Origin of the sequence: Pseudomonas migulae NBRC 103157 (assembly GCF_002091715.1) — a bacterium.
Taxonomy (GTDB): Bacteria; Pseudomonadota; Gammaproteobacteria; order Pseudomonadales; family Pseudomonadaceae; genus Aquipseudomonas; species Aquipseudomonas migulae_A.
In genome coordinates, this window is the sequence record NZ_BDAG01000071.1 from 1 (window position 1) to 13,002 (window position 13,002).

10 protein-coding genes are annotated in these 13,002 nt (G+C 61.1%); 3 read left to right on the forward strand and 7 right to left on the reverse strand.

Going from position 1 to position 13,002, the window contains the following annotated elements; translation table 11 throughout:
• Positions 1-463: 463 nt before the first annotated feature.
• Positions 464-1,384: a LysR substrate-binding domain-containing protein gene (locus tag PMI01S_RS29900; RefSeq protein ID WP_084323778.1), complete on the reverse strand. Its 921-nt coding sequence runs from the start codon at positions 1,382-1,384 to the stop codon at positions 464-466.
• Positions 1,385-1,415: 31 nt separating this feature from the next.
• Positions 1,416-2,399, reverse strand: a complete 984-nt coding sequence (locus PMI01S_RS29905) for an MBL fold metallo-hydrolase (RefSeq protein WP_084323787.1) — start codon at positions 2,397-2,399, stop codon at positions 1,416-1,418.
• Between the two features lie 211 nt (positions 2,400-2,610).
• On the opposite strand from PMI01S_RS29905, the gene PMI01S_RS29910 reads away from it, so the two are divergent.
• Positions 2,611-3,027 carry a helix-turn-helix domain-containing protein gene (locus PMI01S_RS29910; protein WP_084323779.1) on the forward strand — a complete coding sequence of 139 codons (417 nt, stop codon included), beginning with the start codon at positions 2,611-2,613 and terminating at the stop codon, positions 3,025-3,027.
• Between the two features lie 167 nt (positions 3,028-3,194).
• Here PMI01S_RS29910 and PMI01S_RS29915 read toward each other — a convergent pair whose 3' ends face one another.
• The 3 genes from PMI01S_RS29915 to PMI01S_RS29925 form a co-directional block, all read right to left on the reverse strand.
• Positions 3,195-4,637, reverse strand: coding sequence for a catalase (locus PMI01S_RS29915; protein WP_276526379.1), 1,443 nt, complete (start codon positions 4,635-4,637; stop codon positions 3,195-3,197).
• A gap of 71 nt (positions 4,638-4,708) precedes the next feature.
• Positions 4,709-5,533: an alpha/beta fold hydrolase gene (locus tag PMI01S_RS29920; RefSeq protein ID WP_084323781.1), complete on the reverse strand. Its 825-nt coding sequence runs from the start codon at positions 5,531-5,533 to the stop codon at positions 4,709-4,711.
• A 31-nt stretch (positions 5,534-5,564) separates the two neighbouring features.
• On the reverse strand, positions 5,565-6,140 hold the full coding sequence (locus PMI01S_RS29925; RefSeq protein WP_084323782.1) for a flavodoxin family protein: 576 nt from the start codon (positions 6,138-6,140) through the stop codon (positions 5,565-5,567).
• Between the two features lie 333 nt (positions 6,141-6,473).
• Between PMI01S_RS29925 and PMI01S_RS29930 the strand changes: the two genes are divergently transcribed.
• A complete protein-coding gene (locus tag PMI01S_RS29930; RefSeq protein WP_084323783.1) occupies positions 6,474-9,284 on the forward strand; it encodes an ATP-binding protein in 2,811 nt (936 codons plus the stop codon).
• Here PMI01S_RS29930 and PMI01S_RS29935 read toward each other — a convergent pair.
• Positions 9,249-10,733, reverse strand: coding sequence for an ATP-binding protein (locus PMI01S_RS29935; RefSeq protein WP_084323784.1), 1,485 nt, complete (start codon positions 10,731-10,733; stop codon positions 9,249-9,251). The two genes, PMI01S_RS29930 and PMI01S_RS29935, sit on opposite strands and share 36 nt — an antisense overlap.
• Before the next feature lie 177 nt (positions 10,734-10,910).
• The gene (locus tag PMI01S_RS29940; RefSeq protein WP_084323785.1) at positions 10,911-11,861 is read right to left on the reverse strand and encodes a GlxA family transcriptional regulator; all 951 of its coding nucleotides are present in this window, start codon (positions 11,859-11,861) and stop codon (positions 10,911-10,913) included.
• Positions 11,862-12,175: 314 nt separating this feature from the next.
• Between PMI01S_RS29940 and PMI01S_RS29945 the strand changes: the two genes are divergently transcribed.
• Complete coding sequence (locus PMI01S_RS29945; RefSeq protein WP_084323786.1) at positions 12,176-12,898, forward strand: pirin family protein; 723 nt, start codon at positions 12,176-12,178, stop codon at positions 12,896-12,898.
• Positions 12,899-13,002: the final 104 nt, after the last annotated feature.

The following is a 13,002-nucleotide window of genomic DNA, read 5'->3' on the forward strand; positions in this document are numbered from 1 at the left end:
GAGGTCTGCGTATAGCCGCGAGAACAGGTCGGCTGTCAGGCCGCCATCGCCAGCAAGCCGGCGCCTACAAAAGCAGATCGGCATACACCCGCTTCTCACCACTCATCAGGCCGAGCGTTAGCTCGCCTGCAGCTCTTGATCTTGATCCACCCGCCCCTTCGGGAGGCTGAGTGGAGGGGTTCATCCGGGGAGTGGCGCGCAGCGCCGTTCGACGCAGTCGAACTCATCGCATGTAGGTGCCAGCGAAGCCAACCGGAGGGCGATGCCCCCGGATGAATGCCGGAGCGAAGGAACGCCGAGCCTTAGCGAGGGGCCGGACGCTCGGGGCGAGACCTTTTGGTTCCTTTTGGGGCGTTTGCCAAAAGGGACTCGCCGTAAGGGCGAAACCGCCAGCCGCCGTTACCGCAGAAATGGATATACACCCAGATCAACAAAAACCTGGTCGGCCCAAAGGCCGCCACGTTCACCCCACAATCGGCAAAGGCCTCGACATAAACTCACTGATCCGCGACCGCAACCACCGCTCCGCCGGATCATTGTCATGCACCCCACTCCAGGCCATCGACAACTGCGCCGCCTCAATCGGAAACGGCGGATCCTCAGCACGCAACGCACACCCCTCAACCAACGCACACGCCGCATAATCCGGCACCGTGGCAACCATCTCGGTCCCGGCCAGCAACGCCCGTAACCCACTGAACTGCGGAACCCCCAGCACCACCCGCCGACACCGCCCGATCTTGGCCAGATCCAGATCGATATTGCCGCTCAAATCACCAGAGAACGACACCATGGCATGAGGCCGTTCACAATACTCATCGAGCGTCAGCGTCCCCGGCCGTTTATCACCCCGCAGCACCTTGCACGGAATATCCCGCAACTTCTTGCACTTGGCATTCGCCGGCAAATCCGTGGTGTAACTCACCCCCACAGAAATTTCACCCGAGGCCAACAATGCCGGCATCAGCAAATAGTTGGCGCGACGCACCACCACGACAATCCCCGGCGCCTCTTCCTGCAGCTGCCGCAGCAACGGCGGAAACAACCCGAACTCAGCATCGTCCGACAAGCCGATGCGAAACACATCGCTGCTTGTCGTCGGATCGAACTCCTTCGCCCGGCTGACCGCCCCGGAAATGACATCCATCGCCGGCTGCAACTCCTTGAGAATGGCCAGCGCCCGCCCGGTCGGCTCCATGCCGCGACCATTGCGCAGCAACAACGGATCGTCGAACAAATCCCGCAGCCGTCCCAGCGCAGCGCTCACCGCCGGTTGCCCCATGAACAGTTTTTCGGCGACGCGGGTCAGGTTCTTTTCGAACATCAACGCCTCGAAAATAACCAACAGGTTCATATCGACGCGACGCAGATCATTACGGTTCATAGGCACGGTTTCCTTGGGAGGGCATCGGACTTTACTCGATCAGCGGGACTTTCGCCGCTCGTTTGTAGGGGCCGTATTCGACCGGCACCCATTGGAAGTGCTTGCCCTCTGCGGCGATGTGACCGATCCCCGGAAACGGCAAGTGCGCCGCCGTCACCCACGTCTTGCTCGCAGCGGCATCGCTGAAAACCTTGGCGCGACTTTTGATCGCCTGCTGACTGTTGACGTCAAATCCGATCGAGACTTCCGGGTGCAAGAACTGCACCGCGAGGTTATGCACCAGATCGCCCATGAACAGAATGCTCTGCCCCTGAGAAGTGAAACGGTACGTGGTGCTGCCCGGTGTGTGTCCGGCTTCCAGCGTGGCCTCGACACCCGGTACCGGCGACTGACCAGCATCGAACGTTTTAAAACGCCCTGCCGCGACATACGGTGCCGTGGAGTCCTGGGCGATTTTGAAATACGGTTTCGCACCCTCGGGGGCCTTGGCCAGGGCCTGAGGATCGAGCCAGTAATCGGCTTCTGCCTTCGCGGCGTAGACCGTGGCGTTGGCAAACACCGGTTTCTGCTGGCCATCGACCAGCCCGCAGACATGGTCCAGGTGCAGGTGAGTCAACAGGATCGTGTCGACCTGCGAAGGCTCGTAGCCGGCCGCTTTCATGTTGTCCGAGAGCATGCCCGCCGTTGCACCGATGCATTGACCGGCGCCGGTATCCACCAGGATCAATTGCTTGCCGGTGTTGATCAGAAAGGCGTTGAACGCCGTCTGCACGCCCGGCGTTTCAATCGAGCGACGGGCGAGCAACGCACGAATCTGGCTTTGGGTCAGGCCCTTGAGCAGTTTGGGCGACAGGTCGTTGTAACCATCGAACAATGCCGTCACCTCAAAATCGCCTACGGCCAATCGGAAATAGCCGGGCACTTGCGAGCCAACTTGTGCCGGTGCCTGAGCCGAGGAAACGCCGGATGCCAGCGCCATCGCGAGGCCCAACGCGCAAACCAGAGAATGTTTCATGCCTTCACCCTTGATCGAATCGCGAAAGCGGCCCTGCACAGGTCCGCCACATGACATCAATCATGCACGGGACCTGCATCCTGAAAATTGCAGCGATGTGCTGAGTTGGCACGGTTGTCCTTAACTGCGCGCAGGCGAAATTAACAACGTTTAACTCGCCTGCCAGAGCGCTCGCGCCCAAGAATGACGCTCACCGACACGGACATTTGTCATGGCTCATTCTCAGCAAAACGTCGCCTGCGCGACCGCCACTGAAACGCCAAAGAAAAACACGGGAGGCCTGACCCCGTGGCGCGAAAGCCTGGCCAAGCAACTGATCCTCGAACGTCTGGGCGAAACCATCGAAGTGACCGAACTGGCCCGCGCCTGCGCGCTCTCGCGCAGCCATTTCTCGCGCGCGTTCAAGTGCAGCACCGGCCTTTCGCCCCAGGACTGGATTCGCCACCAGCGCATCGCCCGCGCCAAGCAACTGATTCAGAGCACCGACCTCAGCCTGACCCAGATCAGCCTCGAATGCGGCTTCTGTGACCAGGCACATTTCTGCCACATTTTCACTCGCAGCGAAGGCATCAATCCGTTTGCGTGGCGTTGCCGGGCCGTGCGTTCCCTCCCCCGCATAAACCTGTAGGTGCCCAGCTTGCGGACGATGGCGATTTCACGGGCGCCTTCGCCGGCAAGCCATGCTCCTGCGGGTTGCCTGGATGTCCGGCATTAACGGTTCACACAAAATCTGAGGAGCACGGCTTGCCGGCGAAGGAGCCCGTGAAACCGCCATCGCGAGCAAGCCAGGATCGTTTAAACCAACGGCACCAACCGCTCCAACGCCTCGGCCACGCCAAACCCGTACGCCGGATCTGCCTTGGTGCAATTGTCGATATGGCGCTGACGAATCGCCTGCGGCACGCCTTTCATGGCTCGCGCGGTGTTGTCGAACAACAACTGTTTACGCGCCGGGTCCAGCAAGCGAAACAGGTTGCCCGGCTGCTCGTAATGATCCTCTTCCAGCCGATGATCATAGTGTTGCGCAAAACCTTCCAGCGGCAGCGGCGGCTCGGCCAGTTCCGGCGAATCCTGCCACTCGCCGACGCTGTTCGGGAAATAACTGGCGGTGCCACCCAGGTTGCCGTCGGTGCGCATGGCGCCGTCGCGATGGTAGCTGTGAGCCGGGCAACGCGGTGCGTTGACCGGTATGTGATTGAAGTTCACCCCCAGGCGATAGCGCTGGGCATCACCGTAGGAAAACAGCCGCGCCTGGAGCATGCGGTCCGGCGAGAAGCTCACGCCCGGCACCACGTTGGCGGGCGAGAATGCCGCTTGCTCGATCTCGGCGAAGTGGTTTTCGGCGTTGCGATTGAGCTCCATGATGCCCACTTCAATCAGTGGAAACTCGCCGTGCGGCCAGACCTTGGTCAGGTCGAACGGGTTATGCCGGTAATTGATCGCCTGCTGTTCTTCCATCACCTGAATGCACAGTTTCCAGCGCGGGAAGTTGCCCTGCTCGATGACTTCGTACAAGTCCCGCAGATTGCTTTCGCGATCCTTGCCGACCACGGCTTCTGCCTCGGCGTCCGAGAGGTTTTCGATGCCCTGCTGGCAGACAAAGTGAAACTTCACCCAAACGCGTTTGTTGTCGCGGTCGATCAGGCTGAAGGTGTGACTGCCGAAGCCGTGCATGTGGCGGAAACTGGTGGGGATCCCCCTGTCACTCATCACGATGGTCACCTGGTGCAGCGCCTCGGGCAGCAGGGTCCAGAAATCCCAGTTGCTGGTGGCGTTGCGAAGGCCGGTGCGCGGGTCGCGCTTGACCACGTGATTGAGGTCGGAGAAACGCAGCGGGTCGCGGAAGAAGAACACTGGCGTGTTGTTGCCGACAATGTCCCAGTTGCCTTCGTCGGTATAGAACTTCACCGCGAAGCCACGGATATCGCGCTCGGCATCCGCCGCGCCACGCTCGCCGGCGACCGAGGAAAAACGCACGAACAGCGGCGTTTCCTTGCCCACCTCACTGAAAATACTGGCCTTGGTGTAGCGGCTGATGTCATGGGTGACGGTGAATGTGCCGTAGGCGCCCGCCCCCTTGGCGTGCATGCGGCGCTCCGGGATCAGTTCGCGGTCGAAGTGGGCGAGTTTTTCCAGTAACCAGATGTCTTGCAGGAGCGCCGGCCCACGAGGACCGGCGGTCTGGATATTGAGGTTGTCGACCACCGGCGCGCCGGTGGCATTGGTCAGCTTTTTCATGGTCATGTACTCGAAGAAATCGGCTCATCAGGAGCAAAAACGGCGCGGATCTACGCCCGCGCCGGTGTGCATCAACCCTTGAGGAACGCCAGCAGATCGGCGTTGAGCTGATCCTTGTGGGTGTCAGTCAAGCCATGGGGGGCGCCCGGGTAGACCTTCAGGGTAGAACCTTTCACCAGTTTTGCTGAGGCAATGCCGGCGGCTTCGATCGGCACCACCTGGTCCGCATCGCCGTGTACCACCAGGGTCGGCACGTCGAATTTCTTCAGGTCTTCGGTGAAGTCGGTTTCGGAGAATGCCTTGATGCAGTCATAGGCGTTCTTGTGGCCGGAGGTCATGCCCTGCATCCAGAACCAGTCGATCATGCCTTGCGATGGTTTGGCGTCCGGCTTGTTGAAGCCGAAGAACGGACCGCTGGCGAGGTCGATGTACAGTTGCGAACGATCGACCAGGGAGGCCTGACGAATGCCGTCAAATACTTCAATCGGCAAACCACCCGGGTTGGCTTCGGTCTTGAGCATCAGCGGCGGCACCGAGGAAATCAGCCCGGCCTTGGCCACCCGGCCGGTGCCGTGGCGACCGATGTAACGCGCCACTTCGCCGCCGCCGGTAGAGAAGCCGAACAGCACGGCGTCTTTCAGGTCCAGCAGCTCGATCAGTTGCGCCAGGTCATCGGCGTAGGTGTCCATGTCATTGCCGGTCCACGGCTGGCTGGAACGGCCGTGACCACGGCGGTCGTGAGCGATGACCCGATAGCCCTTGGAGGCGAGGAAGATCATCTGCGATTCCCAGCTGTCGGCGTTCAGCGGCCAACCGTGGCTGAAAACGATGGGCTGACCGGTGCCCCAGTCCTTGTAGTAAATCTCGGTGCCGTCTCGGGTCGTGAACGTACTCATGCGATATCTCCTTGGTGAAGGTTGGGGTGAATCAAACCGGTGGGTGGTTCATGCGATCAGCCAGCCGCGCCACGCGCTCGCCCAGGTGCGCGGCGGTGCAGCGGTCTTCGGCGGGCGGTGCGAATTCGGGGGATTGTTCGACATTCGATTGCGCCATGGCGCCGAGCGAGCTGCCGAGGCGGTTGAGCTGCCCATCGAACACGCCTGTGCCGGAGCGCGCAGGCAGCAGGTCCAGACCGACCCAGATCATTGAGTGCTGCGCGGCGAAAACCGCCATCTGCAGCAAGGTATTGAGTTTGTCGCCGCACAAGCAGCCGGAATTGGTGAAGCCGGCAGCCAGTTTGTCGCGCCAGGGTTGAGCCAGGTAGAACGCCGCCGTGGCTTCCATGAACCCCTTGAAGCGCGCCGAGGCGCTGCCCATGTAGGTGGGCGCGCCGAAGATGATCGCGTCGGCGTTGTGCAAACGGTCCCACTGCTGGTCCACGTCCTCGACCGAAATCAGCTGGCAGGTGCTGCCCAGGTGACGTTCCACACCTCCGGCCACGGCTTCGGCCATGACCCGCGTGTGCCCGTAGCCACTGTGATAGACCACCACCACGTTGCTCATTCCGGCGTCGCTCCCTGTGTGTTCGATCCCTGTGCATCAATCCAAAAGGTTCAGCCTTCGGCTGACCGGTGGGAGTTGAAGACCCTGAGTTTTGGGCGTAGACCAGACGCAGCACGAGTTAAACGTTGTTAATTTTCCCTGGCGCGCCAAAAGCCTAGGCGACACCTTTTCGAGTTCCCCGCCCAATAAATACGGAACTCGGCAACAGAGACGGGAAACTGCCAGGCCAGACGAACACCCGGGAGTTGCTGCACGGCAAGTTGCACTGATCGACAAACCTGACGAATATGCTCGAAAACCGCATACCAGACGGCAGCAAGCAGGAGTTACCCGTTGTCCCTTTTCCTCGCACAGGCCATCCATTTCGGCCCCTACCGGATCTATCCCGGCCAACGCCTGGTGATGGAGGCCGACCAGCCCCTGCGTCTGGGCCGGCGTGCCATGGACATTCTGTTGATCCTTCTGGAGCACGCCGGGAAAGTGGTCAGCAAACAGGAACTGATCGCCAGGGTCTGGCCCAAAAGCGTAGTCGAAGACATCAACCTGCGGGTGCACATGGCGGCATTGCGCAAGGCTTTGGGCGATGGTCAGGCCGGCCAGCGTTACATCGTCACTGTGGCTCACCGGGGCTACAGCTTTGTCGCGCCGTATTCGCTGGAGCACGTCGAGCAACCGGCACTGAGCGAGACACCGGCACCGGCGCCAGGCGGCCACAACCTGCCGGTGCGTCGAACCCGCATGATCGGGCGTCAGACCCTCGTCGACAGCCTGGTGGCCCAGCTGTCACGCCAGCGTTTCATCACACTGATCGGTCCCGGCGGGATCGGCAAGACCACCGTGGCCCTGCGCGTCGCCGAGCAACTGATCGGGCAATATCGGCACGGCATTCGCCTGCTGGACCTGGCACCGATCAACGACCCGGCGATGATCACCGCGCATCTGGCGAACTTGCTCGAACTGTCCTTGCACGACACCGAACCGATGAGCGGCCTCGCGGCGTTTTTGCATGATCGGCAAATGCTGCTGGTGATCGACAACTGCGAACACCTGATCGACGCCATCGCCCTGCTGAGTGAAAACCTCCTGCGCGCCGCGCCCGAGGTGCACATTCTGGCCACGAGCCGCGAGAGCCTGCGGGCCGAAGGTGAGTTCGTCCAGCGCCTTGGGTCACTGGACTGCCCACCGCCCATCGCCGTGCTCGACCGCGCTCAGGCCTTGACGTTTTCGGCCCTGCAGCTGTTTGTCGAGCGGGCGATGGCCAGCCACGACAGTTTCGAACTGACCGATGACGAACTGCCGCTGGCGATTGAAATCTGCCGACGCCTGGACGGCATTCCACTGGCGATCGAGCTGGCGGCCGCGCAAGTCAACAGCCTCGGGTTGAGCGGATTGCTGACACAACTGCAGGGCAGTTTTCGCCTGCTCACCCAAGGCTGTCAGACCACCTTGGGCCGGCATCAAACCCTGCGTGCAACGCTGGACTGGAGCTTCGAACTGCTCAGCCCCTGTGAACAAGTCTGCCTGCGTCGGCTGGGTGTGTTCAGGGGCGGCTTCACACTGGAATCGGCAGCGGCGGTGATCGTCGGCGAACACATCGAACCCCGTGAGGTGTTTGGTTCGATCACACAATTGGTCGCCAAGTCGCTGCTGAACGTGGAGGTCGGCGATGAAGAGGTGTTTTACCGCCTGCTCGACACGACCCGCAGTTATGCGCTGGAAAAACTCGACCAGGCCGCCGACCTCCCGGACACCCGCAAACGTCATGCCGAACGCTGCCTGGCCTTGATGCATCAGGCCCAACAAGAATGGGAGACGGTCCAGACGCACACGTGGATCGAGCGTTATGCCCGCAGTCTGGAAGACATTCGTTCCGCCCTCGACTGGGGATTGAACGCGCAAGGACCGCAAGCATTGGCGATCCGTCTGGCTGCGACGTCAGCGCCGCTGTGGCAGGAATTGTCGCTGCTCAGGGAGCACGGCGTGTATGTGCGCAAGGCGCTGGCATTGCTGGACGCGGCGCCCGAGCCTTGCCCTCGGCTGAAAATGGCCCTGAAGCTAGCCCTCGGCAGCTCGTGCTATCACACCCAGGGCGGCTCGGCAGAGACCGTTGAAGCCTTCGTCAGCGCCAGAAACCTGGCCAGGCAGTGCAACGATGTGGCCGGTCAATTGCGGGCGGTGTCCGGGCACCTCGCGGTCAACCTCAGTTGTGCGCACTATCAGACGGCCCTGGAACAGAGCCGACAATTCGACCGGCTAGGGCTGAACGGTGATGCGGTGTTGTCTCTCAGCGCCCACCGCTTGAGGGTGCTGGCGCTGCACTTTGCCGGGGACCAGCACCAGGCGCGGGCTGATGCCGAGCAGGTCCTGCAGCGCATGGCCCAGAGCGGGCACCTCAATCGCTTCAGCCACGGTTTTGGCGTGCACTATGATCAGAGCGTCGCCGCCCTGACGGTTCTGGCACGCATCCTCTGGGTGCAAGGACAGCCGGAAAAGGCCTGGCGCACTGCCCGACAAGCCCTGGACATTGCGCTGCAGATCAACCACGGCACCTCCATTTGCTACACCCTGGCACTGGCCAGTTGCCTGATCGCTCATTACAACGGCGACACCCGCACCGCTCGCGAACTCTTGCGCTTGCTGCTGGAACAAGCGCAAAAACACTCGGTGCTGCTGTTCTACACCTGGGCCCTGCACTACGCCCAGGTGATCGACCACGCCGAGGTTCGCTCGTCCCTTCTGCCGGGCGCGGGGCTGATCAAGGACATTATGGTCACGCTGGACACCGGCTTCGTTGATGACGCCTTGTTGCAACGGGCGGACACCGGCATGGCCGGCTGGAGCACGGCGGAAATCCTGCGAGCCAAGGCTGATGCGCTGCTGGCGCAAGGTTGCCCGTTGAAAACCGAAGCCGCCGAAGCCGTGCTGATTCGGGCCTTGAACGTGGCAAAACATCAGGGCGCCCTTGCCTGGGAACTGCGTAGCGCCACTTCACTGGCACAGCTTTGGCAGCGCCAGGGGCGGCACCGGCAAGCGCACACGCTGCTGGCACCGATCTACCAGCGGTTCACTGAGGGTTTTGCCACACCGGACCTGACCAAGGTGCGTCGTTTACTCGACGAGTTGCAGCACCACCTGCCCGCTTGATGTCCAGCGCGTCCGGCTGATGTAGCGGGCGTAACGCATTTCAAAGGCAGGCAGCTCACCACTGTGCTCAAGTTTTTCGAGGGCGTAGGCGCGCGTGGTGTTGAGGAAGCGATACCGTCTCAGCCCCCCGCCCTGTTCCAGCGACAACAGCGATTTGAGCGCCAGACTTTCCACCACTTCAACCAGGCGCTCGGGCAATAGCGCCGTGCAACCGAGCACGCCAATCGCCGCGTCCAGTGTAAAGGCCATTTTGAACACCGCCAGACGCTGCAACACGGTTTGCTCCAGCGGACACAGGTGTTCATAGCTCCAGTCCAGCGCCGCTTTAAGGGTTTGATGGCGGGGCACGGCGGTGCGCCGGCCGTGGCTCAGCAGCTGAAAACAGTTGTCGAGCTGGGCTTGCACGCCCACCAGCGCCAACGCGTCGATTTGCGCGGCCGCCAGCTCGATGGCCAACGGTAACCCATCGAGGCGGCGACAGATTTCCCCAACGACCTTGAGGTCCTGTTCGCGCAGGGCAAACCCTTGCTGGCGGGCGCGCGCGCGACTGACGAACAACTGCACCGCTGAATAGCCCATGGCCTCGGCCACACTGTGCAATCCCGACGCCGGTGGCACCGTCAGTGGCGGCAAACGCTGGACCGATTCCCCCTGCGCGTTGAGCGGCTCTCGACTGGTGACCAGGATCGACAGCCGCGGTGCGGATTTCAGCAAGTCCTCGACCAACGTGCGGCAGCATTCGTGCAAGTGTTCACAATTGTCCAGCACCAGCAACGCATGGCGTTGCGCCAAGTCATCCAGTATCGTCCCGGGCTCCAGTTCGAGGGCGCAAGCCAGGTGATCGAGCACCTGCGCAGGGTCATCGATCGCCGCCAGATCCACCCTCCAGACACCGTCCCGAAAATGCTGCAAGAGCAACTCGGCCACACGCAACGCTACGGTGGTCTTGCCGATGCCGGCAGGACCGACCACGGTCATGAGGCGCCGAACGGGCAACTGCCGAACCAGGCTGCCAACAATCGAGTCGCGGCCAGTCACCGGTGTCAGTCGCGCAGACAGGTTGTGCTGAGGTTTCTGAACGGTCTCGATCGACGCCAGAGAACACGCAGGCACTCGTTCCACCGCCGCGATAAAGCTGTAGCCATGCTGGGGAATGTTGACGATATAGCGCTGCCCGTCCTGCCCGTCGCCCAAGGCGCGACGCAGCGCAGCGATGTGCACGCGCAGGTTGATTTCCTCGACCACCGACGTCGGCCAGACGAGTGCGATCAATTCGTCCTTGCTGACGACAGTGCCTGCGCGCTGGACCAGCACCTGCAGAATATCCAGGGCCCGCCCGCCCATGCGCAGCGGCCGGTCACCGTCCAGGATCAACCGTTGCCGCAGGTGGAGTGCGTAGGGGCCGAATTGCAGCACCGCGTCGCTGTTCACATTTGTAAAGCTGTTCATGCACGTTCACGTGCGCAAACCCGGGACGGCTCGAAAGACTGCACATCCATCACGCGCCAGGCTCGCGCACCTCCATTGCAAAGAGTTCAACGGTATCTTGGCAGGCCTCGGTTACGGTACAACTGAAACGATGGGAGCGTCACGGCCATCACGGTGCGCAAGACGGACAAGAAGGCTCTAGCTTGACTGTTCCCGGTACAGGGTCGGCGTCAACCCAAGCTTTTCACTGAACAAAAACCGCATGTGCCGCACACTGCCGAAGCCACTTTTGAACGCCACGGTCTTGAGCGGCAAGTCCGTGGTTTCCAGGAGATTCCTGGCGCAGTCGATGCGGGCGCTTTGTAGAAACTCCATCGGGGTCATCTTCACTTCGCGGGCAAACACCCTGGCGAAATGACGCGGACTCATGGTGGCCAGGCCCGCCATGCGTTCGATACTGAATGCCTCATCCAGATGCTCAAGCATGTAGTTCTGCACTCGGGTCACCGGCGTTTCATGGGGCGCGACAGCGGCCATCAACGGACTGAATTGCGCCTGACTGCCCTGGCGCTTCATCACCACCAGTAACACCTTGGCCACATCCTGGGCGACTTTCTTGCCGTGGTCTTCGGCGACGACTGACAACGCGAGGTCGATACCGGCCGTGACGCCGCCGGAGGTAATGAGGTTGCGGTCCTGCACGTAAATCTTATCGGTCTCCACCGTCGCCTTGGGGAAGGCCTTGATCAGCCGTTCGGTGTAATGCCAGTGGGTGGTAACGCGATAACCGTCGAGCAGACCAGCGTGCCCAAGCACAAATGCACCGGTGCAAATCGAGCCATAACAGCCTGCGCGGCTGACGGCACTTTGCAGCCAGTCGAGTAACGGCGGGTGCTTTTCGCTGTAGGCACCGGGACCGCCGGGCACCAGCAACAGGTCATACGCTTGATCCGCCTGATCGATGTGCACGTCGGGGTGAACGCTGACGCCGTTGGACGCACGCAATGCCCCGTGTTCGGTGCCGATGGTCGACAACTCATAGCGCTCCGTCGGAGCCAGGTAGCGATTGGCGATGGAAAACACCTCCATCGGCCCGGCCATGTCGAGCAGGAGAAAGTCGGGGAACAGCACCATTGCTACGGTTTTCATGGTTCAAAATCACTGAGATCAAAAAAGAATTACTGGCTAACCAACAACCCTGTAGGAGCCGGCTAGCTGGCGATAGCAGAGTGTCAGTTGCCAACAATATCGGCTGATACACAGCGATCGCCAGCAAGCCGGCTCCTACAGAGAACGCGCTCGGCGTGCTGTGCATTATGGACAAATGGAACGGGAACAGCCTGCTCATTATTGTCAACCTGATAGAGACAGTATTTCAATTTCCATCTACTTATTGCACCAACCGATAAACATTAACCTTCTCCTCACTCGGACGAATCAACGTCCCAACAGGAGATTTCATCATGCTGACCCTTCGCAAAGCTTCCGATCGCGGCGCGGCCAATCACGGTTGGTTGAAGTCGTTCCATACCTTTTCCTTCGCCAACTACCGCAACCCGAAAGAGCAGGGTTTTTCCGACCTGCTGGTGATCAACGATGACCGTGTCGCCGCCGGCAAAGGCTTTGGCCAGCACCCGCACCGCGACATGGAGATTTTCTCCTATGTGCTCGAAGGTGCCCTGGAACACAAGGACACCCTGGGCACCGGTTCGGTGATCCGCCCCGGTGACGTGCAATTGATGAGCGCCGGCAGCGGCGTGGCGCACAGCGAGTACAACCACTCGGCCACCCGCGGCGTGCACTTCCTGCAAATCTGGATTGTGCCGGACGTCAGCGGCGCCAAACCGCGCTATCAGCAAGAGCATTTCAGCACGCAGAAAAAACGCGGCCGGCTGCAACTGATCATCTCCCCCGAGGGGAAAAACGGCTCACTGAAGGTGCGCCAGGATGCACGGGTGTATGCCGGGCTGATCGACGGCAAGGAATCCGCCACCCTGGAACTGGCCGCCAATCGCTATGCCTATGTGCATGTGGCTCGCGGCAGTGTCGAACTCAACGGCATGCAATTACAGGAAGGCGATGGCGTGCGGGTTCGGGATGAACGGCTGTTGAGCTTGAGTAATGGTGTTGATGCCGAAGTGCTGGTGTTTGACCTGCGTCCCCAGGAACTGCCTGAAATGCCATAATCCTGCGTGAAGAAATCGCCACCTCGCTGCGCTCGACAGCTCCTACAGGTACACGTAAATCCCGTAGGAGCTGTCGAGCGCAGCGAGGTGGCGATCTTTCAGGG

Bases quoted from the DNA above. Each gene is read 5' to 3' on its own strand.
- PMI01S_RS29915 (WP_276526379.1), bottom strand. From the start codon at position 4,637: ATGAAAAAGCTGACCAATGCCACCGGCGCGCCGGTGGTCGACAACCTC.
- PMI01S_RS29935 (WP_084323784.1), bottom strand. From the start codon at position 10,733: ATGAACAGCTTTACAAATGTGAACAGCGACGCGGTGCTGCAATTCGGC.
- PMI01S_RS29945 (WP_084323786.1), top strand. From the start codon at position 12,176: ATGCTGACCCTTCGCAAAGCTTCCGATCGCGGCGCGGCCAATCACGGT.
- PMI01S_RS29900 (WP_084323778.1), bottom strand. From the start codon at position 1,384: ATGAACCGTAATGATCTGCGTCGCGTCGATATGAACCTGTTGGTTATT.
- PMI01S_RS29920 (WP_084323781.1), bottom strand. From the start codon at position 5,533: ATGAGTACGTTCACGACCCGAGACGGCACCGAGATTTACTACAAGGAC.
- PMI01S_RS29940 (WP_084323785.1), bottom strand. From the start codon at position 11,861: ATGAAAACCGTAGCAATGGTGCTGTTCCCCGACTTTCTCCTGCTCGAC.
- PMI01S_RS29925 (WP_084323782.1), bottom strand. From the start codon at position 6,140: ATGAGCAACGTGGTGGTGGTCTATCACAGTGGCTACGGGCACACGCGG.
- PMI01S_RS29910 (WP_084323779.1), top strand. From the start codon at position 2,611: ATGGCTCATTCTCAGCAAAACGTCGCCTGCGCGACCGCCACTGAAACG.
- PMI01S_RS29905 (WP_084323787.1), bottom strand. From the start codon at position 2,399: ATGAAACATTCTCTGGTTTGCGCGTTGGGCCTCGCGATGGCGCTGGCA.